20 protein-coding genes and 1 pseudogene are annotated in these 21,151 nt (G+C 67.2%); 3 read left to right on the top strand and 18 right to left on the bottom strand.

All coding sequences use genetic code 11. The features are described 5' to 3' along the window. Positions 1-106: 106 nt before the first annotated feature. A complete protein-coding gene (locus RWR81_RS00730; RefSeq protein ID WP_314452951.1) occupies positions 107-976 on the top strand; it encodes an HAD-IIB family hydrolase in 870 nt (289 codons plus the stop codon). A 91-nt stretch (positions 977-1,067) separates the two neighbouring features. Here RWR81_RS00730 and RWR81_RS00735 read toward each other — a convergent pair whose 3' ends face one another. The 4 genes and pseudogenes from RWR81_RS00735 to RWR81_RS00750 all read right to left on the bottom strand — a co-directional run. Then, positions 1,068-1,367 carry a rhodanese-like domain-containing protein gene (locus tag RWR81_RS00735; RefSeq protein WP_314452954.1) on the bottom strand — a complete coding sequence of 100 codons (300 nt, stop codon included), beginning with the start codon at positions 1,365-1,367 and terminating at the stop codon, positions 1,068-1,070. 158 nt (positions 1,368-1,525) lie between these two features. Beyond that, on the bottom strand, positions 1,526-3,181 hold the full coding sequence (pgi, locus tag RWR81_RS00740) for a glucose-6-phosphate isomerase (protein WP_314452957.1): 1,656 nt from the start codon (positions 3,179-3,181) through the stop codon (positions 1,526-1,528). Positions 3,182-3,299: 118 nt separating this feature from the next. Continuing rightward, complete coding sequence (locus RWR81_RS00745; RefSeq protein WP_314453205.1) at positions 3,300-3,728, bottom strand: helix-turn-helix domain-containing protein; 429 nt, start codon at positions 3,726-3,728, stop codon at positions 3,300-3,302. A 93-nt stretch (positions 3,729-3,821) separates the two neighbouring features. Continuing rightward, a pseudogene (locus tag RWR81_RS00750) lies at positions 3,822-4,115 on the bottom strand (DUF6597 domain-containing transcriptional factor); the annotation flags it as partial. Positions 4,116-4,186: 71 nt separating this feature from the next. On the opposite strand from RWR81_RS00750, the gene RWR81_RS00755 reads away from it, so the two are divergent. Continuing rightward, entirely contained in the window at positions 4,187-4,699 is a 513-nt protein-coding gene (locus RWR81_RS00755; protein WP_314452960.1) for a VOC family protein, read from the top strand. 13 nt (positions 4,700-4,712) lie between these two features. Here RWR81_RS00755 and der read toward each other — a convergent pair whose 3' ends face one another. From der to rapZ, 14 genes are all read right to left on the bottom strand, one after another. After that, positions 4,713-6,872: a bifunctional cytidylate kinase/GTPase Der gene (gene der / locus RWR81_RS00760; RefSeq protein ID WP_314452962.1), complete on the bottom strand. Its 2,160-nt coding sequence runs from the start codon at positions 6,870-6,872 to the stop codon at positions 4,713-4,715. A 129-nt stretch (positions 6,873-7,001) separates the two neighbouring features. Beyond that, positions 7,002-8,156, bottom strand: a complete 1,155-nt coding sequence (locus RWR81_RS00765; RefSeq protein ID WP_399497772.1) for a prephenate dehydrogenase — start codon at positions 8,154-8,156, stop codon at positions 7,002-7,004. 2 nt (positions 8,157-8,158) lie between these two features. Next, positions 8,159-9,133 (bottom strand): pseudouridine synthase, encoded by a 975-nt coding sequence (locus RWR81_RS00770; protein WP_314452967.1) that lies wholly within the window; start codon positions 9,131-9,133, stop codon positions 8,159-8,161. Beyond that, a complete protein-coding gene (gene scpB, locus RWR81_RS00775) occupies positions 9,130-9,729 on the bottom strand; it encodes an SMC-Scp complex subunit ScpB (protein WP_314452969.1) in 600 nt (199 codons plus the stop codon). The genes RWR81_RS00770 and scpB overlap by 4 nt, the downstream gene beginning before the upstream one ends. Next, on the bottom strand, positions 9,726-10,640 hold the full coding sequence (locus tag RWR81_RS00780; protein ID WP_314452972.1) for a ScpA family protein: 915 nt from the start codon (positions 10,638-10,640) through the stop codon (positions 9,726-9,728). The genes scpB and RWR81_RS00780 overlap by 4 nt, the downstream gene beginning before the upstream one ends. Next, the gene (locus tag RWR81_RS00785; protein ID WP_314452974.1) at positions 10,630-11,502 is read right to left on the bottom strand and encodes a ParA family protein; all 873 of its coding nucleotides are present in this window, start codon (positions 11,500-11,502) and stop codon (positions 10,630-10,632) included. Before RWR81_RS00785 ends, RWR81_RS00780 begins: the two co-directional genes overlap by 11 nt. Positions 11,503-11,649: 147 nt before the next feature. Then, the gene (locus RWR81_RS00790) at positions 11,650-12,573 is read right to left on the bottom strand and encodes a site-specific tyrosine recombinase XerD (RefSeq protein ID WP_314453208.1); all 924 of its coding nucleotides are present in this window, start codon (positions 12,571-12,573) and stop codon (positions 11,650-11,652) included. A gap of 91 nt (positions 12,574-12,664) precedes the next feature. Then, a complete protein-coding gene (gene secG, locus RWR81_RS00795) occupies positions 12,665-12,907 on the bottom strand; it encodes a preprotein translocase subunit SecG (protein WP_314452977.1) in 243 nt (80 codons plus the stop codon). A 233-nt stretch (positions 12,908-13,140) separates the two neighbouring features. Next, entirely contained in the window at positions 13,141-13,920 is a 780-nt protein-coding gene (gene tpiA / locus RWR81_RS00800; RefSeq protein ID WP_314452979.1) for a triose-phosphate isomerase, read from the bottom strand. A gap of 15 nt (positions 13,921-13,935) precedes the next feature. Beyond that, positions 13,936-15,129 carry a phosphoglycerate kinase gene (locus tag RWR81_RS00805; RefSeq protein ID WP_314452982.1) on the bottom strand — a complete coding sequence of 398 codons (1,194 nt, stop codon included), beginning with the start codon at positions 15,127-15,129 and terminating at the stop codon, positions 13,936-13,938. 111 nt (positions 15,130-15,240) lie between these two features. Further along, positions 15,241-16,248, bottom strand: a complete 1,008-nt coding sequence (gene gap, locus RWR81_RS00810) for a type I glyceraldehyde-3-phosphate dehydrogenase (RefSeq protein ID WP_003784883.1) — start codon at positions 16,246-16,248, stop codon at positions 15,241-15,243. A 246-nt stretch (positions 16,249-16,494) separates the two neighbouring features. Further along, positions 16,495-17,475 (bottom strand): DNA-binding protein WhiA, encoded by a 981-nt coding sequence (whiA, locus tag RWR81_RS00815; RefSeq protein WP_314452985.1) that lies wholly within the window; start codon positions 17,473-17,475, stop codon positions 16,495-16,497. 310 nt (positions 17,476-17,785) lie between these two features. Continuing rightward, positions 17,786-18,787, bottom strand: coding sequence for a uridine diphosphate-N-acetylglucosamine-binding protein YvcK (yvcK, locus tag RWR81_RS00820; RefSeq protein ID WP_314452988.1), 1,002 nt, complete (start codon positions 18,785-18,787; stop codon positions 17,786-17,788). Positions 18,788-18,790: 3 nt separating this feature from the next. Beyond that, positions 18,791-19,765 carry an RNase adapter RapZ gene (gene rapZ, locus RWR81_RS00825; protein WP_314452991.1) on the bottom strand — a complete coding sequence of 325 codons (975 nt, stop codon included), beginning with the start codon at positions 19,763-19,765 and terminating at the stop codon, positions 18,791-18,793. A gap of 121 nt (positions 19,766-19,886) precedes the next feature. Here rapZ and purT point away from each other — a divergent pair, with 121 nt between their 5' ends. Beyond that, positions 19,887-21,146 (top strand): formate-dependent phosphoribosylglycinamide formyltransferase, encoded by a 1,260-nt coding sequence (gene purT / locus RWR81_RS00830; RefSeq protein ID WP_314452994.1) that lies wholly within the window; start codon positions 19,887-19,889, stop codon positions 21,144-21,146. Positions 21,147-21,151: the final 5 nt, after the last annotated feature.

The raw sequence follows: 21,151 nt of genomic DNA on the forward strand, positions 1-21,151 counted from the left end.
CTGTTGTCCACCAACATGTGTGGACAACAGATGCACGTCGTTGTTGCCACGGTGGTTGCCTCAGTCGTTGGCCACATCGAGGCTCCATTCTTGAGAGGATGGGAGTGTGAAGCGTCTTCCCCTCGAGCCAGAGTTCCTTGCGCCGCTACCCACCGAGATTGATCTCCGCCTCATCGTCTCAGACATGGACGGTACCCTTGTCGATGGTGACGGTCGCGTTCCTGCCGGGCTCAACCAAGTCGTTACCCAGCTGCGTGAGGCCGGCATGGTCTTTGCGCCCGCTTCGGGCAGGCAGTTGGCCAATCTCCGCGCGGTCCTGGGACCGGCCGTCGATGGCTCACCGCTCATCGCTGAGAACGGCTCCCTCGTGGTCCTCGGCGACGAGGAGATTCACTCCGACACCATCTGCGCCGAGCACGCCGCGGCCGCCATCACCACTACCCGAGATCTGGCGAGAGCCGGTTACGACGTCGGCGCCGTCGTCGCGTGCAAGCGTTGCGCCTACATCGAACGGTCCGACCCCGCCTTCCTGGCCCAGGCCAAGCTGTACTACGAGGCGCTGGAGATCATTGACGACCTCATGACCATCCCCCTGGACGAAGTGCTCAAGGTCGCGGTCTTCGATTTCGACGACGTCGAGGGCGGCAGCTCACAGGCGCTGACCGCGGCAGTTCCGGATGCCCAGACCGTCGTCTCTGGGATGCACTGGACGGACATGATGTCTCCGCAGGCCTCGAAGGGGCGAGCTCTGGCGGCGCTCCAGGCCAGGTTCGGGATTCTCCCGGAGCAGACGGCCGTCTTCGGGGACTACCTCAATGACCTGGACCTCTACGACCACGCGGACCTGGGCTTCGCCATGTGCAACGCTCACCCCGGCATCCAGGCGGTGGCCGCCTATACGGCACCGGCCAACACAGAGGACGGCGTGCTGCGCACGATTGAGGAGCTGCTGCGTCGCTCACGGAGAAGGGACTGAAGCGGCGGGACGGCGTCAGATCCATCGCGTTCCGACGCCGTCCCACTCGATGATACGAACAGAGTCTTTCAGAGCACCGGTTTCAGCCGGGCTACTGCTCCAGCCAAGCCTTCATGCCGCCGCGCACGTTGATCAGCTCGCCGGTGTATCCGGCCGCAGTCAGTGCCCCAATCGCCTTGGCGGAGCGCACCCCGCCGGCACAGATGACTGCGGTGGGGCTGGCCGGATCGAGTTCGTTCATCCGGTCGATCACCTGTCCCAGCGGTATGTTGACTGAGCCGGAGATCGCCGCCTGTGCCACCTCACTGGGCTCGCGTACGTCAAGGACCATCAGATCCTCCTCCGTTTCGAGCCGCTCGTCCAGCTCGTCGACGCCGATATCCTTCATCATGTCCTCCTCAAGGGTCGTGTCACCGGGAATGTTCACTGCTCACGGTTCTACCGGCTCAACCAGCTCGGTGACGTAGCAGAGCATCCGGCTGCCGCTTTCCGGCTCCACGTTCCAGAAGCGGATCGATCGATGCCGAGTCGCCATCGTGGCACATCGTACTAACGACGCAGACTGCGGTAGCGGGTGATGAGGCCCCGGGTGGAGGCGTCCTGCCCTGCGAGAGCCCCCTCGTCCCCCTGGACGGCGGGGGCGATCTCCAGGGCCAGCTTCTTGCCGAGTTCCACGCCCCACTGGTCGAAGGAGTCGATGCCCCACACGATGCCCTGGGTGAAGGTGATGTGCTCGTAGAGGGCAATGAGCTCCCCGACGACTGCGGGCGTCAGGGCCGGGGCGAGGATCGACGTCGTCGGCCTGTTGCCGGCGAAGACTCGAGCCGGGACGATCTCCTCGGGGGTGCCCTCAGCGCGCACCTCCGCAGCGTTCTTGCCGAAGGCGAGTGCCGCGGTCTGGGCCAGGTAGTTGGACAGGAACAGCTCGTGGACGTCCACTCCCCCGTCCTTGATGGGGTGAGCGGGGTTAGCCACCGCGATGAAGTCCGCGGGGATGAGCTGGGTGCCCTGGTGGATGAGCTGGTAGAAGGCGTGCTGGCCGTTAGTGCCCGGCTCGCCCCAGAAAACCTCACCGGTCTCAGTGGTCACGGGACTGCCGTCCCAGCGCACGGACTTGCCGTTGGACTCCATGGTGAGCTGCTGGAGGTAGGCGGCGAAGCGGTGCAGGTACTGGGCGTAGGGCAGGACGGCGTGGGAGCCGGCCTTGAAGAAGTTGACGTACCAGACGTTGAGCAGGCCCATGAGCATGGGGACGTTCTCGGCCGGGGCCTTGGTGGCGAAGTGCTCGTCGACGGTGCGGAAGCCGGAGAGGAAGTCGGCAAAGTTCTCCGGGCCGATGGCCACGGCCAGGACCGTACCGACGGCGGAGTCAACCGAGTAACGCCCGCCCACCCAGTTCCAGAAGCCGAAGGCGTTGGCCGGGTCGATGCCGAACTCGGCGACCTTGTCCAGGGCGGTGGACACCGCTACGAAGTGCTTGGCGATGGCGCCGTCGGTCTCGATGCCCTTGTCCTTCAGGGCGGCCAGGAACCAGTCGCGGGCCATGCGGGCGTTGGTGAGGGTCTCCAGAGTGGTGAAGGTCTTGGAGGCGATGATGAACAGGGTCGTCTCCGGGTCGAGGTCCGCGACCTTCTCCGCGCAGTCGGTGGGGTCGATGTTGGAGATGAAGCGGCACTGAAGCCCCTTCTGCACGTAGGGCTTGAGGGCCTCATAGACCATGACGGGGCCGAGGTCGGAGCCGCCGATGCCGATGTTGACCACCGTCTTGATGGGCTTGCCGGTGATGCCTGTCCACTCCCCCGAGCGCACGCGGCGGGCGAAGGCGTAGATCTTCTCCAGGACCTCGTGGACGTCGTCAACGACGTCCTGCCCGTCCACGGTCAGGGAATCGTTTGCGGAGCGGCGCAGGGCGGTGTGGAGGACGGCGCGGTCCTCGGTGATGTTGATGTGCTCGCCGGCGTACATGGCGTCGCGGCGGCCCGGGACGTCCACCTGCACGGCGAGCTCGGCCAGGGCGTCGCGGACGTCGTCGGTCAGCAGGTTCTTGGACAGGTCGACGTAGAGGTCCCCCAGCTCGTAGGAGAACCGCTCGGCGCGCTCGGGATCGTCGGCGAACCAGGCGCGCAGGTCCGGAGTCATGGAGTCGTGCAGCTCGGTGAGGCGCTTCCAGGCGGGCGTGGTGGTGGGGTCAACCGGATTCAGCATGGCTACAGTCTATGGGCGTCACAGCCGCGCGCCACTGTCCGGCGCCAATCGTTCTCAGGATTGCGGGGTCCTGTTGGTTTCTGACGGCTGCGCGACTCTCCTCCGAGGCCCGAGCCCGCTACCGGTCACTGAGAGCCTGACGATCGCTGATGGTCTGCTGTCGGTACCGGCTCGGTGAGAGGCCCAGGACTTGTCGGAAGTCGGCAGTCAGGTGGGCGTGGTCCGCGTAGTCGAGCTCGGCGGCCACATACGCAATGGTGACAGACGGATCCTCCCGGAGCCGCTGCGCCGCTTCCTGGAGCCGGTAGCGTCTGATCACTGCGAGTGGTGGCAGACCGATGTATTTCTCACAGAGGCGTTGCAGGCTTCGGATGGACAGATCGAGACGTCTCGCCAACTGATCGACACGCAGAATGCTTCTGTCGGAGGCGACGACGTCCTCCATCTTGTTGGCCATGAGCGCCATCGCTGGTGGCGGCCCAGTATGCTGCGCCACCCAGGCGGCCAGTGCGCTGGCGGCACGTTGTCCGCCCGTCGTCGTGTTCATATCTGCCATAGCACCGGCGACCGCGGCGCTCAGTTCAGGGTCCTCGAGCGGCCGATGGGAATTCCGAATCAGGGACGGGGAGCACAGTGCGCCGGCCCCCGCCGGTCGTAGAAGGGCTCCGACAGCCCAGCCCCGACCTTCCAGCTCGCGATAGGAGATGCTCGTCGTCGGGCCGTGCAAGGTGATCCCATCCGGCTCGACAACGAGGTTACAAGCGGGGAACGGGAGAACCTCCTGCCGGTCCCGTTGTCCTGCGGGCAGGTCCCAGCGCGGGATCCAGATCCAACGGACGCGGTCGGCCAGTGCCTCGGACACAGGTTCCCGGTGAAAGGTCGGAAGCCTGGAGGGATAGAGGATCCCCCGTTGATCAGCGGTCGTCCTGGGCACGTCTCCTCACCGTTCCGAATCTGTCGCGGATCTTCAAGCGGAGGCACCTCACCATTCCTACAGTCGTTGACATGAGTACACGCAACGTATCCGGAGCCACTGGTCAGTACACGACTCACGGGACTCCGCACGGATTCACCAGCATCACACCGTTTCTGGCCATTGACGGCGCCGACCGGGCACGTCGGTTCTATCGTGACGTCTTCGGGGCGCGCATCGTGGACAGTGTTGAGATGGAGGGGGCGGTCGTCCACGCGGAGCTCGACTTCGGTCACGGCAGGGTCCAGATCGGTGAGCCGTCCGCCCTGTCCGGTCTGGTTGCGACCCCGTCAGAGGACCGGGTCTGCTACTCGATCGGCCTGTACTGCCCGGACGTCGATGCCGTCGTCGAGCGGGCCACTGCCGCCGGCGCGACCTTACTGGAACCGCCTGACACCTTCGTGTCCGGGGACAGGTTCGCCTCCATCCGCGACCCCTTCGGCGTGCGGTGGGCAGTCATGACCCGGGTCGAGGATCTGTCCGAGGAGGAGAGCACCGCGCGTGTAGCCGCATGGGCCAAGGAGCAGGCCGCGGCCGGTAGCTGAGCCCGTCCAGGGCTCAGCGCCGCCGGCGCTTCTCGCGCACACGCACCCCGATCTGGATGGGGGTACCGGTGAAGCCGAACTCCTCGCGCAGGCGACGCTCGATGAAGCGCCGGTATCCGGCGTCGAGGAAGCCAGTGGTGAAGATGACGATTCTGGGCGGGGCCACCTGCACCTGGGTGGCGAAGAGGATACGGGGCTGCTTGCCGCCACGCACCGGGTGCGGGGTGGCCGACTGCAGCTGGCCTAGGAAGCCGTTGAGGCGCCCTGTGGGCACGCGCGTGGTCCAGCCCTCCAGGGCGGCGTCGAGGGCGCGTACGAGCCGGTTGGTGTGCCAGCCCGTCCGGGCGGCCAGATTGATGTGAGGAGCCCAAGAGACGTGGGCCAGGTCGTGCTCGACCTCCCACAAGAGCATCTTCTGACGCTCCTCGTCCACCAGGTCCCACTTGTTGTTGACCAGGACCAGGGCACGGCCTGCGTCAACGACCTGCTGGACGACGCGCACGTCCTGCTCGCTGATCGGCTCGGAGGCGTCCAGGAGGACGACGGCGACCTCGGCCTTGTCGATGGCGCCCTGCGTGCGCAGGACCGCGTAGTAGTCGGCGCCCCGCGACTGCTTGACGCGCCGGCGGATCCCGGCGGTATCGACGAAGACCCACTGGCGCCCGTCAAGCTCAATGATCTCGTCGACCGGGTCCCGGGTGGTGCCGGCGGTCTCGTTGACGACGACGCGCTCCCTGCCCGCGATGGAGTTCAGCAGAGAGGACTTGCCGACATTGGGCCGCCCCACGAGGGCAACCCGGTGCAGGTCCCCCTCGGGTGCGGCGGTGGCCACGGAGGATACCTCCGGGAGGATCTCCATAACGGCGTCGAGGACCTCACCACTGCCCCGGCCGTGCAGGGCCGAGACCGGGAAGGGCTCACCCAGGCCCAGGTTCCACAGGGCGGCGGCGTCCCCCTCCTGTGCCGGGGAGTCGACCTTGTTGGCGGCCAGAACCACGGGCTTGCCGCTGCGGCGCAGCATCCGCACCACCCGGGCGTCGGTCTCGGTGATGCCGACCTGGGCATCGATGACCAGTAGGACGGCGTCGGCCATCTCGACGGCGACCTCGGCCTGGGTGGCCACGGCGGCGTCGAGGCCGGCCACGTCCACCTCCCAGCCGCCGGTGTCGACGATGGTGAAGCGACGCCCGGCCCACTCCGCCGGGTAGGAGACCCGATCGCGGGTGACGCCGGGGGTGTCCTGGACGACGGCCTCGCGGCGGCCTAGGACCCGGTTGACAAGTGTCGACTTACCCACGTTGGGCCGGCCGACGACGGCCAGCACCGGCAGCCCAGCCTCGGCCCGGTCGCCGGTTGGAAGCTCCCCGTCCGCCTCCAGGAGAGCGAGATCCTCCTCATCGAGCTCATAGTCGCCCAGCCCCTCACGCATGGCCCGGGCCCTCAGGTCCTCCTCGGCGTCCCGCTGGGCGGCGGAGTCGGCGGCCTCCTCCACCAGGTCCAGGACCCGTTCGACGGACTGCTCCAGGGTCATCTCCGAGGTGTCCACCAGGGTGACGCCCTCGGGCGCGGTGAGGAACTGGGAGACCGTGGAGTCGTCCCGGTCGCGGCGCACCACCTGGTCGCGCAGGGCGGCGGCGTCGACCTGCTTGCCAGCGGCCTCCAGGTCCCCGGCGCGGCGCGCCAGGCGGGCCTCCTCCGAGGCGGTCACCAGTAGACGGGCGTCGGCATCGGGGGCGATGACGGTGGTGATGTCGCGTCCTTCGGCCACGATGCCGGCTCCCCCGGAGAAGGAGCCGGTGTGACCGGTGACCTCAAAGCGGATGATCTCGCGCTGACGGCGGGCCAGCTCGGCACGCACCTCGAGGTTGGTGGCGACCTTCGAGACGATCGTGGCGATGTGCGGGTCACGGATCGCGGCCGACACGTCGGTTCCGTCGACGGTGAAGGTGGGGTGCTCGGGATCCAGACCCGTGTGCAGCGGCATCGCGGCGACGGCATCGGCGACGACGGCCCCGTCGTCCAGGTCAACCCCCTCGTGCTCGCACCACCAGGCCGCGGCCCGGTACATGGCACCGGTATCGAGGTAGGCCAGTCCGAGCGTGGCGGCCACGCGCCGCGAGACGGTGGACTTGCCCGACCCGCTCGGCCCGTCGATAGCGACGACGATTCCCATGGTGTCCTCCAGCAGAGTCCGATTCCGGTCAAGAACTGGGCCAAGCGTCGCACACTCCGGCGCGATACTGCGGATCAGGACCCCATGAGTACTGACACAGGCAGCCGGCAAGCGCGCAGTGAACCGGTTTCAGGCTGCGACGACGCGCCAGCCCTTGGCGTCCAGTGCCTCCTCCAGCCCCTGGGCGGCCGCCGGCAGGACGGAGATGAGCGCAATCCCGGCGCTCTGGCCTGCCGAGTGCTCCAGGGAGAAGTCCTCGATATTGACACCGGCGGCGCCGACATCCGAGAAGAGCCTGCCCAGCTCGCCGGCGGCGTCGGGTACCAGGACCTGGACCTCGGTGTAGCGGCGCGGTGCCCCACCGTGCTTGCCCGGGATACGGGCGCGACCGGTGTTGCCCCGAGTCATGACGTCGGTGACCGCGCCGACGGCCCCGGGAGCGACCACACGTGCCGCTCCCGGGGCCGTGTGCTCCGGGCCGTCCGGATCACAGGCGGCCGCCTCAATCCCCGTGATCAGTGCACCCAGGTCATCACTGATCCGGCGCAACAGGTCGACCACGGGCCCGGCGTTGCCCACGATGATGGCCGACCACAGCCTGGGATCCGACGCCGCGATCCGGGTGACGTCACGAAGGCCCTGCCCCGACAGGGCCAGGGCCCCCTCCCCCAGCTCCTCCAGGCGGGCGGCCACGAGGGAGGCGATGAGCTGAGGCATGTGGGAGACGGCGGCCACGGCGGCGTCGTGCTCCGCCGCCCCCATGCGCACCGGGGTGGCGCCCACATCGACTGCCAGGTTCCTGATGACCAGCTCCGCCTCGGGAGCCGAGTCCTGGCCGACAACCACCCAGGGGCGCCCGGCGAAGAGATCGGAGTCGGCGGCACCGGCGCCCGAGCGCTCGCGACCCGCCATCGGGTGGGAGCCGACGTACCTGCGCGCCTCCGCACCTGCTCGGGCATGCACCTCAGCAACCACCCGTTCCTTGACCGAGGCGACGTCGGTGACCACAGCGTTCGGGTGGGCGGTCAGCTGTGCAATGACAACATTGGCAGTCACATCGGGAGGGGTGGCCACGACGACGACCTGCGGCTCAGGGCTGTCCTTGCCGCAAAGCGTTCCCGCCCCCATGTCGCGGGCCAGGGCCAGGGACGTGGGCGAGGTGTCGGAGAGCTGGACATCAACGCCCGCTGCCCGCAGCGCCAAGGCGAGTGAGGTCCCCAGAAGCCCGGTGCCGACAATGAGAACCGGCCCTCGTGTGGACACCGATGCCCGGGACTCGGCCATGTTCACAGCCCGACCTCCTGCTGGAGTGCCGTGATCTCCTCACCACTGAGGGGCCGGGTCTCGCCTGGGCGCAGATTGCCCAGACGCAACGGCCCCAGTCTCGTGCGCGCCAGACGCGTCACCGGGTGGCCGACAGCATCCAGCATGCGCCGCACGATGCGGTTCTTGCCCGAGTGAAGGGTGATCTCGACGATGGAGCCCCGAGGCCCGGAGTCCTTGACCGTGACCCGATCCGCCCGGGCCTCGCCGTCCTCGAGCTCGATACCTCGACGCAGCTTGCGCGGCACCCACGGCTCGACCCGTCCCTCGACGATGGCCACGTAGGTCTTGGCGATCTCGAAGCTGGGATGCATGAGTCGGTGGGAGAGCTCGCCGTCGTTGGACAGCAGGAGCAGTCCCTCGGTCTCGGTGTCGAGGCGGCCGACATGCACCAGGCGCAGTGAATCGGGCAGTTCGGGGTGCTCGGCCAGGTAGTCGGCCCCGTACTGGGCCACTGTCGGACGGCCCTCAGGGTCCTCCATGGTGGTGACGACCCCGGCCGGCTTGTGGAGCATGAGGGTGATGAGCTCGGGGTCGGTGAGGACCCGGCTGCCGTCAAGGCGGATCTCCTGAATCAGCGGATCCACTCTGACACCCGGCTCGGTGACGGTGATGCCGTCAACACTGATGCGGCCGTCGGCGATGAGCTGCTCACAAGCCCGGCGTGAGGCGACCCCGGCGTGGGCGAGGACCTTCTGCAGCCGCTGTCCGGAGGCCACATGCGGGTCGTCCTGCCCACCCTGGGAGACGCGCTCGCGCATGGCGAGCAGGCGGGACTCCTCGTCCTCGTCGATGGCCTCAGCATCGAAGGCGGCCAGGTCGTCAGTATCGGCCTGCTCGTCCAGCTCCTCGATATCATCCTCGTCGTAGAACTCCTGCGCCCCGAAGTCGCTCTTGGGTACCGAGTCAGTTCTGCTGCGGTGCTTCTTCGGGGTCATGGGGTCCTCCTACCGGCCATTTCATCGGCCTGTTCAACGATCTCCTCCAGCGCCTCGACGCGGGGGAGGTAGGGAGCCAGGGGTGGTAGCTCGTCCAGGGAGTCGATTCCCAGGTACTCCAGGAACTCCCCGGTGGTCCGGTACAGGATCGCACCGGAGGCCTCAGAACCGGCCTCCTCAATGAGGCCACGGGCATGCAGAGTGCGCATGACGCCGTCGACGTTGACGCCACGGATCGCCGCGACGCGTCCGCGGGTGACCGGCTGCCGGTAAGCGACGACGGCAAGGGTCTCCAGGGCGGCCTGGCTCAGACGCGCGGTGGCACCGCCGATGATGAACTGCTCGACGAGCTCGGCGTGCTCGGGTACGGAGGCGAAACGCCACCCGCCGGCCGCCCGCCGGAGGAGGTAACCGTGAGGGCGGCCGCCGGGTCGTTCTCCCCTGTACTCCGCAGCGAGGTCCTCGAGCAACTCCTCGGCCAGCCTGTCCTCGAGACCGAGAGCCTCAGCAATCGCGGCAGTGGTCACCGGTTCGTCGGCAACGATGAGAATCGCCTCGGCAGCGCTGCGCAGCCGAGGCTCGGCGACTTCGCTCATGCGAATTCCTCCTCGAGCTCGCTCAGGTCCTCGCCGGTCATCATGCCGGTCAAGTCATCCTGACCGGAGCACCAGGTTACGGTGATCTCGCCCATGGGCTTGACCTGTTCCAGTTCGGCACTGCCCTGCCGGTGGAGGATGAGTAGCGCCAGGAACCGGGCGACGACGACGGCCGTACGCTCGGCGTCCTCGATGATCTGGGCGAAGGTCAGAGTCCTGTGGCGGTGCAGTCTCAGCACGATGAGGCTCAGCTGCTCGCCGACCGGGACCCGCTCATGAAGGTGAACGGTCTGAACACCCGGACCTGTGGGCCGGGTGAAGGCTCCTACAGCCAGGCGAGCGAGCTCCTCGGGGGTGATGGTGGCGACGAGTCTGGGCAGGAGCGCAGCCAGGTGCGGCTCCAGCGCAACGATCCGGGGGTGACAGCGCGCAACGGTTTCCGCGCGGAGACGAAAGGCGGCGGCTGCCTCCTTGAAGGCCCGGTACTGCAGGAGCCTGGCGAAGAGCAGGTCACGAGCTTCAAGCAGCTCGAAGTCGGGCTCCTCATCATCCTCGTAATGAGGCAGAAGGCGATGGGCCTTGAGCGCCAGGAGAGTGGAGGCCACCACGATGAACTCCGAAGCGCGTCCCAGGTCCCAGTCGGAGCGCATATGGGCGATGAACTCATCAGTCACTTCCGCCAGCGCCAGCTCAGTGACGTCGAGCCGCTTACGCGCGATGAGACTCAGGAGCAGGTCGAAAGGCCCCTCGAACTGGGGCAGGGCGACCTTGAAACCGGGGAGACGAGAAGGGCCCTGACTGTTCTGGACTTCCTGAGGCTTCCCAACATCATGGAGATTCCCGGCCCCGGTTGTCCTCTGCGTGCTCTGCGCCGGATCGGCCTCCTGGTGGGCCTGCGGTTCAGGCGACATCGCCGCGGGCGATGACCTCGCGGGCCAGTCGACGGTAGGCCTCCGCTCCGGGGTGGAAGGGCGCGTAGCTGGTGATCGGCTCACTGGCCACCGTGGCGTCCGGAAACTTGATCGTGCGTCGGATACGCGTGTCGAAGAGCTGCTCGCCGAAGGCCTGCTCCAGGCGCTCGAGCACCTCGCGCGAGTGCAGGGTGCGGGAGTCCACCATGGTGGCCAGGATGCCGTCGATCTCCAGGCTGCCGTTGAGACGGTCCTTGACCCGCTCGACGGTCTCAACCAGAAGGGCCACCCCCCGCAGCGCGAAGAACTCGGTCTCCAAGGGGATGATGACGCCATGGGAGGCGGTCAGAGCATTGATGGTGAGTAGTCCCAAGGACGGCTGGCAGTCCACAAGGATGAGGTCGTACTCGTCCAGGACAGGTCGCAGTACTCGCTTGAGGGCCTGCTCTCGGGCCACTTCGTTAACGAGCTGGACCTCAGCGGCGGACAGGTCGATGTTGGCCGGGACGATGTCCAGCCCTTCCACGGTGGTCTCGTGGACGACGGTACGGATATCCGGTCGATTGGCGACGAGCAGGTCGTAGATCGTGGAATCGAGCTCGTGGGCGTTGATGCCCAGCCCCGCTGAGGCCGCTCCCTGGGGGTCGAAGTCGACGATGAGGACCTTGCGCCCGAGTTCGGCCAGCGCCGCACCGAGGTTGATCGTCGTTGTGGTCTTACCGACGCCGCCCTTCTGGTTGCACATGGAGATGACCCGAGCGGGTCCGTGCGACTCCAGCGGCGCGGGAACGGGGAAGTCCTTCTCCTCGTTCTCCTCGAAGCCGGGGTTGTCGATCAGGCCTGGCTGGATGGAGTCATTCACATCCAACAGCCTAGTCGAAAGCTAACCGTCCTCGCCCAGTTCAGACGGGACACGCCAGAGAACGCCTTGAGGTCGATCGGACTCGGCTCGCGCAGGCCCCGCTCGTCGCAAGGCATCCCACGGCCGTCCAACAAGACGGCCCGACACTCAAGCGAGCGCACGCGGGTGACTGGTGACGTAGACCTCCCGCAGGTGATCGACGGTGACCTTGGTGTATATCTGGGTGGTGGTGACGGAGGCGTGTCCGAGCATCTCCTGGACGACACGAACGTCAGCACCTCCGGCCAGAAGATGGGTGGCGAAGGAATGACGCAGGGTGTGAGGCGAGATGCGGTGCTCATCGGGCGAGTTGGTTCCGGCGAGGCCCGCCCGTTCGGCGGCGAGCCGAAGGACGGCCCAGGCGCTCTGTCGGCTCAAGGGTCGCCCCAGGGTGTTGAGGAAGACCTGCGGCACTCCTCTGCCCTTCTCGGCCAGGACCGGTCGGCCTCGCACCAGATAGGCGTCCAGCGCCTCCCAGGCAAGGGCTCCCATGGGGACAATGCGCTCCTTGCGCCCCTTGCCGAATAGTCGCAGCAGTCGGGAATCGACGTCGAGATCGTCAACAACGAGCCCGACCGCCTCGGAGATACGGGCACCAGTGGCATAAAGCATCTCCAGCAGCGCTCGGTCACGCAGGCTCACCGGGGAGTCGTCGATCCCAACGGCCTCCAGGAGTTGGCGGACCCCCTCGATACTCAAGGCCTTGGGTAGTCGACGACCGGACTGGGGCGGGCGCACCGTGGCCGAGGGATCCTGCGACGTCATCCCCTCTGCCAGAAGGAACTTGTGCCAGCCGCGCACGGCCGTCACGGTTCTGGAGGCCGACGACGGTGCCAATGGGCGAGCACCATCGGCACCGGTGCGCAGCGCCTCGAGGAAGCCGGTCACATCATTGCGACTCACCTCCTGCGGGGTGGAGATACTGCCGTTTCGCAGGTAGCGCAGGTAGCGGCCCAGGTCGCGCTCGTAGGCACTCAGGGTGTGGGGACTCAGTCCGCGCTCGACGCGCAGATGGGCGAGGTAGTCGCGCAGCGCACGGTCCAGGACGTCGCCGCGCGGGTCACGAGTGCTACCGACGGCTGGGCCCGTCGTTTTCGAGGTGCTCGTCGGAAGCCACCGGCGCTCAGGCGAGTTTGGCGACCAGGCCGAGCCCGACGATCGTGATCGCCCAGGTGATGGCCACCGCCACGGTGATGCGGTCAAGATTGCGCTCAGCCACGCCGGAGGAGCCGGCCGAGGAGGAGATGCCACCGCCGAACATGTCCGACAGGCCTCCTCCCTTGCCCTTGTGCAGGAGGATCGACATGATGAGGAAGAAGCTCGAGAGCACGAGCAGTACCTGAAGGATGATACGCACCACGTTCACGCCGCGTTCCCTTCGTCGTTGGTTTCGTCTTGCTGTTTGCTTGCCACGCGCCGATTCGGGAGTCGACGCGGTCCGGGGTCGGCACCCGGCCTGTCTGCCCGGCAGTCTACCCGCAACGCACCGGGTCCCGGACACCTCGTGGTGTGAGGTGTCCGGGACCCGGGCTATGGGCGTTATGAGTCGGTCTTGCCGGTGGCTTCGCCCTTCTCCTCTAACGTCCAGGCGCGAACTGCTCAGGCGTAGAAGCCGGCCATGGCGGCGAAGGAGTCGGCCTTGAGGGAGGCTCCGCCGACGAGCGCGCCGTCGACGTCGGGCTGGGCCATGAGCTCCTTGATGTTGCCGGGCTTGGCGGAGCCACCGTAGAGGACGCGGGTGGCGTCAGCGGTGGCGTCGCCGTAGTCGGCACGCAGGGCCTCGCGGATCGCTCCGCACACCTCCTGGGCATCCTCGGCGGTGGCGGTCTCGCCGGTACCGATGGCCCAGATGGGCTCGTAGGCGATGACGATCTTGGCAACGTCCTCAGCGCTCCACCCCTCGAGGGCGGCACGAATCTGGCCCAGGACGAACTCGACGTGGGTGCCGGCCTTGCGGATCTCGAGGGCCTCACCGCAGCACAGGATCGGAGTCATGCCGGCGTCGAGCACCTTGCGGGCCTTGGCGCCCACGAGGGCGTCGGACTCGCCGTGGTACTCGCGGCGCTCGGAGTGGCCCATGACCACGTAGCTGCAGCCGAGCTTGGTGAGCATCTCGGTGGAGATCTCGCCGGTGTAGGCACCGTTGTCGTGGGTGGAGACGTCCTGAGCACCGTACTTGACACTCAAGGAGTCGGCCTCGACGACGGTCTGCACGGTGCGGATGTCCGTGAAGGGTGGGATCACGAGGACCTCGCACTTGGCGTAGTCGTGGTCGTGGTCCTTGAGCTCCATGGCCAGGCCCTGGACAAGGTGGTTGGCCTCGAGGTGGTCGAGGTTCATCTTCCAGTTGCCCGCCATGAGCGGGGTGCGGTTGCTCATCTAGGTCGCCTTCCTTCAGTCTTCGAGCACTGCGATACCGGGCAGCGTCTTGCCCTCGAGGAGCTCGAGGGAGGCGCCACCACCGGTGGAGATGTGGGAGAACGTGGCCTCGTCGAAGCCGAGTGTGCGCACGGCCGCGGCCGAGTCGCCACCGCCGATGACGGAGAAGGCGTCGGAATCGGAGATCGCCTTGGCCACCGCCTTAGTGCCCTCGGCGAAGGCCGGGAACTCGAAGACTCCCATGGGGCCGTTCCACACCACGGTCTTGGAGGTGGTGATGGCGTCGGCGAAGAGCCCCCGCGTCTCAGGGCCGATGTCCAGCCCCATCTGGTCAGCGGGCAGCCCGCTGGAGGGCACCACGGTGGCCGGGGAGTCCGCAGCGAAGGCGGGGGCCACGACGGTGTCGACGGGCAGCAGGAGCTCGACACCGTTGGCCTTGGCGGTCTCCAGGTAGCCCTTGACGGTCTCGATCTGGTCCTTCTCCAGCAGAGAGGTGCCCACCTCGTAGCCCTGAGCGGCCAGGAAGGTGTAGGCCATGCCGCCACCGATGAGAAGACGGTCGGCCTTGCCCAGCAGGTTGGAGATGACGCCGAGCTTGTCGGAGACCTTGGAGCCACCGAGCACGACGGTGTAGGGACGCTCGGGGTCGTTGACGGCACGCCCCAGCGACTCGATCTCCTTGACGACGAGCAGGCCGGCCGCCGAGGGCAGCAGCTTGGCGACGTCGTAGACGGAGGCCTGCTTGCGGTGAACGACACCGAAGCCGTCGGAGACGAAGACGTCAGCCAGAGCGGCGAGCTCGGCGGCGAAGGCCTCACGCTCTGCGTCGTCCTTAGAGGTCTCAGCGGCATTGAAGCGCACGTTCTCCAGCAGGACGATCTCACCGTCGCCGGCTGCGGCGACAGCGGCCTTGGCGGACTCGCCGACGGTGTCCTCGGCGAGAGTCACCTTGGCACCAGTGACCTCGGCGAGACGCTTGGCGACGGGAGCCAGGGAGTAGTCGGGGTTGACCTGCCCCTTGGGGCGTCCCAGATGGGCTGTGATGATGACCTTGGCACCGGCGTCGATCAGGGTGCGCAAGGTGGGCAGAGCAGCCTGGATACGGCCATCGTCGGTGATGTTCTTGTTAGCGTCCAGCGGCACGTTGAAGTCGGAGCGGACCAGGACTCGCTTGCCCTTGAGGTCGCCCAGGGACTCGATGGTCTTCATAAAGCCTCTCATCGGTTGTGGGTGATGGTGTGGGGTTTGACGGACGGCGCCCGCGCACGCATAGCGTGGCGCGGGCGCCGCATCCTAGAGAGTCATGCTCTCGGTCTGGTCTCAGGCGAGCTTGGAGCCGACCAGGGCGGTCAGGCGGACCAGGGCGTTGGAGTAGCCCCACTCGTTGTCGTACCAGGAGAGGACCTTGACGAGGTTACCGATGACCTTGGTCTCGGTGGCGTCGAAGATCGAGGTGTGCGGGTTGCCCACGATGTCGGTGGAGACGATCGGGTCCTCGGTGTACTCGAGAACGCCCTTGAGCTCACCCTCGGCGGCGGCCTTGACGGCGGCCTTGACGGCGTCGACGGAGACCTCCTTCTCAGCGATGAAGGTCAGGTCGGTCAGTGAGCCGGTCGGCGTGGGGACACGAACGGCCAGGCCGTCGAACTTGCCCTTGAGGGCGGGCAGGACGAGGGCCACGGCCTGGGCTGCACCAGTCTTGGTGGGGATCATGTTCAGCGCGGCGGCGCGAGCACGGCGCAGGTCGCTGTGCGGGGCGTCGAGAACGCGCTGGTCACCCGTGTAGGAGTGGATGGTGGTCATGATGCCGCGCTCGATGCCGAAGTTCTCGTGGAGGACCTTGGCCAGGGGGGCGAGGCAGTTGGTGGTGCACGAGGCGTTGGACACGATGTTCATCGTGGCGTTGTCGTAGTCGCCCTCATTGACACCCATGACGAAGGTGCCGTCGACGTTCTTGGCGGGGGCGGAGATGACGACCTTCTTGGCGCCACCATCGAGGTGTGCCTTGGCCTTCTCGCCGTCGGTGAAGAAGCCGGTGGACTCTACGACGACCTCGACGCCCAGGTCGCCCCAGGGAAGGTCGGCGGGGTTGCGCTGAGCAAGCACCTTGATGTGCTTGCCGTTGACGGTGATGCCATCCTCGTCGTAGGAGACCTCGCCGTTGAAACGACCGAGGATCGAGTCGTACTTGAGCAGGTGGGCCAGGGTCTTGTTGTCCGTCAGGTCGTTGACGGCGACAACCTCGATGTCGGCGCCCTGCTCGAGGGCAGCGCGGAAGAAGTTGCGGCCGATCCGGCCGAAGCCGTTAATACCAACGCGGGTGGTCACTTTGTGTCCTCCTAGTGCGCCGGTACGGCGCACGGTTGCTGGGCTCTTCTCACACACAGCGTGTGCTCCGGAACATCTTCCATTCAGAACCGATTCAGTTCCGGCACGGCCGAGTCTAGCCACACTGAGCAGCCGCTGGGAGTCGCAGGCCACGCCACGGGCGAACACTGTGACGCAGAAACCACCCTTCGCGGGATCCATGACCGTCGATTGCATCCCGAGGCAGGACCGAGGTCCCGTTCGCCGTCAGGGTTCAAGCATCTCCTGGGTGAGAACCGACTCGGTGTCGGGGACGCCTATCTCGTGCGCATGCTTGTCCGCCATGGCCAGAAGCCGGCGGATGCGTCCGGCGACGGCGTCCTTGGTCAGTTGCGGATCGGAGAGCTGACCGAGCTCCTCCAGGGACGCCTGCTTGTGCGCGACGCGCAGACGTCCAGCTTGAAGCAGGTGGGCGGGAACGTCGTCGCCCAGGATCTCGAAGGCTCGCTCGACCCGGGCACCGGAGGCCACGGCGGCACGGGCGGAACGACGCAGGTTTGCGTCATCGAAATTAGCCAGGCGATTGGCTGTGCCTCTTGACTCGCGCCGGGATCGTCGCTCGGCCCAGACCTTGAAGGCCTCAGGCGCCCCCATCCTCTCCAGGAGTACGCCAATGGCCTCCCCGTCACGAACGACGACGCGGTCGGCCCCGCGCACCTCGCGGGCCTTGGCGGAGATATCAAACCGTCTTGCCGCTCCTACGAGGGCCAGCGCGGCCTCGGACCCGGGGCAGGTGACCTCCAAGGAGGAGGATCGCCCCGGCTCGGTCAGGGAACCGCGGGCGAGAAAAGCCCCGCGCCAGGCCGCCGCGGCGGCGTTGCGACCGCCTTGGACGACGGCGACCGGCATGCCGCGCACGGGGCGCCCTCGGTCGTCCACCAGGCCGGAGAGCCTGGCCAAATCCTTGCCTCGCCGCGTCACGCGCAGCACATAGCGAGACCCGCGGTGCAGAGAGCCACCCTGAACCACCATGACCTCAGGTTCCATCCCGTAGAGCTCTTTGAGGTGCTGGTGCAGTCGCCGCACCGCCCCGCCGTGGTCGAGCTCGACCTCAACGACTATACGTCCGGAGACGATGTGCAGCCCTCCGGCGAAGCGCAGCATCGCGGAGACCTCCGCCCGTCGTTGGGCAGCATTCTCGATGGCGACGAGCGCAAGCTCATCTTTGACGGTAACCGTCAGCGACATGGGCGGGCTCCTCGTGTTCGGGGGTTGTAGTAGGCGCGCACAGGGACGTCCGTGCTGCTGGTGCTACTCAGGTGTAACCAATAGGACCGGGGACCGGGCGGTCACCGGCGCAGGTGAGATGCAAAAGCAATGTGATGTGACATCCGAAGGCGCTTTTAAGGAAACTCTTAGCAGTGACACCCTGCAGCAGGCTGAGCAGGGCCGCGGAGAACTATGAGAGACGACGGCGTCCGGCCACCTCCGTGAGGCCATTGTCACGATCGGTCAGGATCGTCCCGCGGACGAAGGACAGGAGGCAGTGAGGTGTCAACTAGGTCTTCGCCCTGTCGGTGACGTCCCCCAGCACCCCTTCGAAGGCGTCCCGGAAGGCGGCCGCCAGGCGCAACGGGTCGTGATGGCACAGGGCCTCACCAGTGCGCACCTGCCGTAGGACGACGACGGCTCCCATGGCCGAGGCCACCGACTCGAGGTCGGCGACGTCCTCGACAGTAGAGGGATCGGCCAGCACGACGTCCAGCCTGAGGTCGGGCGCATACTGACTCAGAACCCGCAGGTGGTCGGCACTGGTCATACCATCGGTCTCACCCCGCTGGGCAGAGAGGTTGAGGACCACGACCTTACGGGCCGAGGTACTCACCAACGCTTGACGCATGGAGGGAAGGATGAGGTGCGGAAGCACCGAGGTGTACCAGGAGCCCGGGCCCAGGACCACCCAGTCCGCCTCACCGATGGCTCGTAGCGCCTCGGGGTGGGCATCAGCATTCTCGGGAACGATCCCTACGTTCTCCAGGCGACCACGGGCCGAGGCCACCGCAACCTGTCCGCTGACTCTGCGACTGGTTCCGCCTGAGACGATGTCGGCCTCGATGACCAGGGGCGAGGAGGACATGGGGACCACCCGGCCGTGGATCGTCAGAAGGCGCCCCACCCAGTCGAGTCCGGCCACGTCGTCTCCGAGCAGCTGCCACAGGGCCAGAATGAGCAAGTTGCCCAGAGCGTGGTTGTCGAGTTCGCCCTGCCCCTCGAAACGATGCTGGAGCACGTCGCGCCAGGTCAGTCCCCACTCGGAGTCCTCACACAGGGAGGCCAGCGCCATCCGCAGGTCCCCCGGTGGCAGACAGTCGAACTCCCGACGCAGACGCCCCGAGGAGCCGCCGTCGTCGGCGACGGTGACGACGGCCGTGAGCCGGTGGCTGATGTGCCGCAGAGCCCGAAGCGTGGCCGATAGGCCGTGTCCTCCTCCCAGAGCCACGACGGCAGGTCCTTCCTCACCGCGACGGGGCCACCCCGCAGCATCGATCGTGGTTCCCACTACCTACTCCCGTCCAAGGTCCCGGTGCTGGACAACGACCTCGAAGCCCGCTCTGCGCAGCCGGACCCCGAGCCTCTCCGCCGAGGCCACGGAGCGGTGCTTGCCGCCGGTGCAGCCCACAGCCAGGGTAACGTGCGGCTTGAGCTCATCAATGTACTGCGGAAGTGCGGGAACGAGCAGGTCAGCGTATCCGTCGACGAAGACGGCCGCCCCCTTCTGAGCGAAGACGTAGTCGGACACCGCCGCATCCCGGCCGGTGAGGTGGCGCAGCTCGGAGACCCAGTAGGGGTTGGGGATGAAACGCACGTCCAGAACGTGGTCGGCGTCCAGCGGGATGCCGTACTTGAATCCGAAGGACATGACGTTGATCCGCAAGGCCAGATCGGACTCGTGAGCCACGAGTTCGCGCACCCGACGGGCCAGGTCGTGGACGGAATAGTTGGAAGTGTCGATGACGATGTCGGCCACACCCCGCAGTCCCCCCAGGAGAGTGCGCTCGTGCTCGATCCCGTCCAGGACAGAGCCGTTGCCCTGCAGCGGGTGGGGACGACGCGAGGACTCGAAGCGTCTGACCAGGACGGCGTCGGAGGCATCCAGGAAGATGAGCCGCACATCAGTGCCGTTGTCGCGGACCTTGCGCAGGTAGTCCATGAAGTGGGAGAAGAACTCACGGCTGCGCACGTCGACGACGGCGGCCAACCGGTGCACGCCGGCGCCAACCGTCGTCATCATGCCGGACAGAGCCGGCAATAACTGAGGCGGAAGGTTATCCACCACATACCAGTCGAGGTCCTCCAGGGCGTTGGCCGCGCGCGAACGCCCCGCCCCAGACATTCCCGTGACGATGATCATCTCTGGCCGTTCAGCGGGTGGGACCGGAGGAGTGGCCTCATCAAGAGCGGCGATCTCGATGGGAACGGTGTCCTGGAGCCGCTTGCGCTTGCCGGAGGGGGTCTGGGGGCGGCGCTCGTCGTGCATGCCCCAAGCATCGCACGTCCCGGTGCGCCTGACCGTTGGCGAGGCAGGACTACCGGTAGCGTTTCACCGTCGCCCGTACTCGCTGCCGCCGGTTCTCGGCACCCAGATACCAGGAGGTCCAATGAGCTCCTCCCCCTTGCCCTCCCATCAGACACCCGCACCCCGGCTCGACCCCCCAGTCCTGGGCACGCCCTGGACCCGTAGCGCGACAAAGATTGCGCTGCTGGGCGCCGGCGAGATCGGCAAGGAGGTGACGATCGCGCTCAGTCGCCTGGGCGTGGAGGTCACGGCCATTGACCGCTACGACGGGGCTCCGGCACAGCAGGTGGCTCACAACGCGCTGACGGTGGACATGAGCGATCCCGAGGCCCTGACCGCGGCCATCCGCTCCAGCGGCGCCACCATCGTGGTCCCCGAGATCGAGGCACTTGCCACCGATGCCCTCGTGGCCCTGGAACAGGCCGGCCAGGTGCGGGTGGTGCCGACGGCTCGGGCGGCGCAGGTGACGATGAACCGTGAGGGCATCCGTCGCCTGGCGGCCGAGGAGCTGGGCCTGCCGACCAGCCCTTACGCCTTCGCCTCCTGTCTGGAGGAGCTGGTGGCAGGTACCCAGCGGGTGGGCTTCCCCTGCGTGGTCAAGCCGGTCATGTCCTCGTCGGGCCATGGCCAGTCGATGGTGCGCAGCCCGGAGGATCTGGAAGCGGCATGGCACGACGCGGCCGCCGACGGGCGGGTGGACCGAGGGCGGGTCATTGTGGAGGGATTCGTTCGCTTCGATACCGAGATCACTCTGCTCACGGTGCGCTGGCGCGACCCGGTTACCGGGGAGACGGTGACGAGCTTCTGCGAGCCGATCGGGCACCGACAGGTCAATGGGGACTACGTCGAGTCCTGGCAGCCGCAGAACCTGAGTCCGGTGGCCCTGGAGCGGGCACACCGGATGGCCCGGGCCGTCACCACGGCACTGGGCGGCTGGGGCCTGTTCGGTGTCGAGTTGTTCATTTGTGGGGAGGATGTTCTCTTCTCCGAGGTCTCTCCGCGCCCGCACGACACCGGCCTGGTGACACTGGCGAGCCAGCGCTTGAGCGAGTTCGAGCTGCACGCCCGCGCCCTGCTGGGACTGCCCGTGGACACTTCACTGCGCTCCCCCGGCGCCTCGGCAACCATCAAGGCGACGGGCGAGTCCGCTCCTGGTGAGGGTGTGAGCTTCGCCGGCCTGGATGAGGCGCTTGTGCAGGACGGGGTGGACCTGCGGCTGTTCGGCAAGCCCGAGGCCCACCCGGGTCGACGCCTGGGCGTCGTCGTGGCCTGCGCCGACGACGTGCAGGTCGCCGTTGACCGGGCCCGGGGGGCGGCCCGGGCGATTCGTCCCAGCGTCTGAGCCGG

The sequence above is a fragment of the uncultured Actinomyces sp. genome (genome assembly GCF_963526355.1).
Lineage (GTDB): Bacteria > Actinomycetota > Actinomycetes > Actinomycetales > Actinomycetaceae > Actinomyces.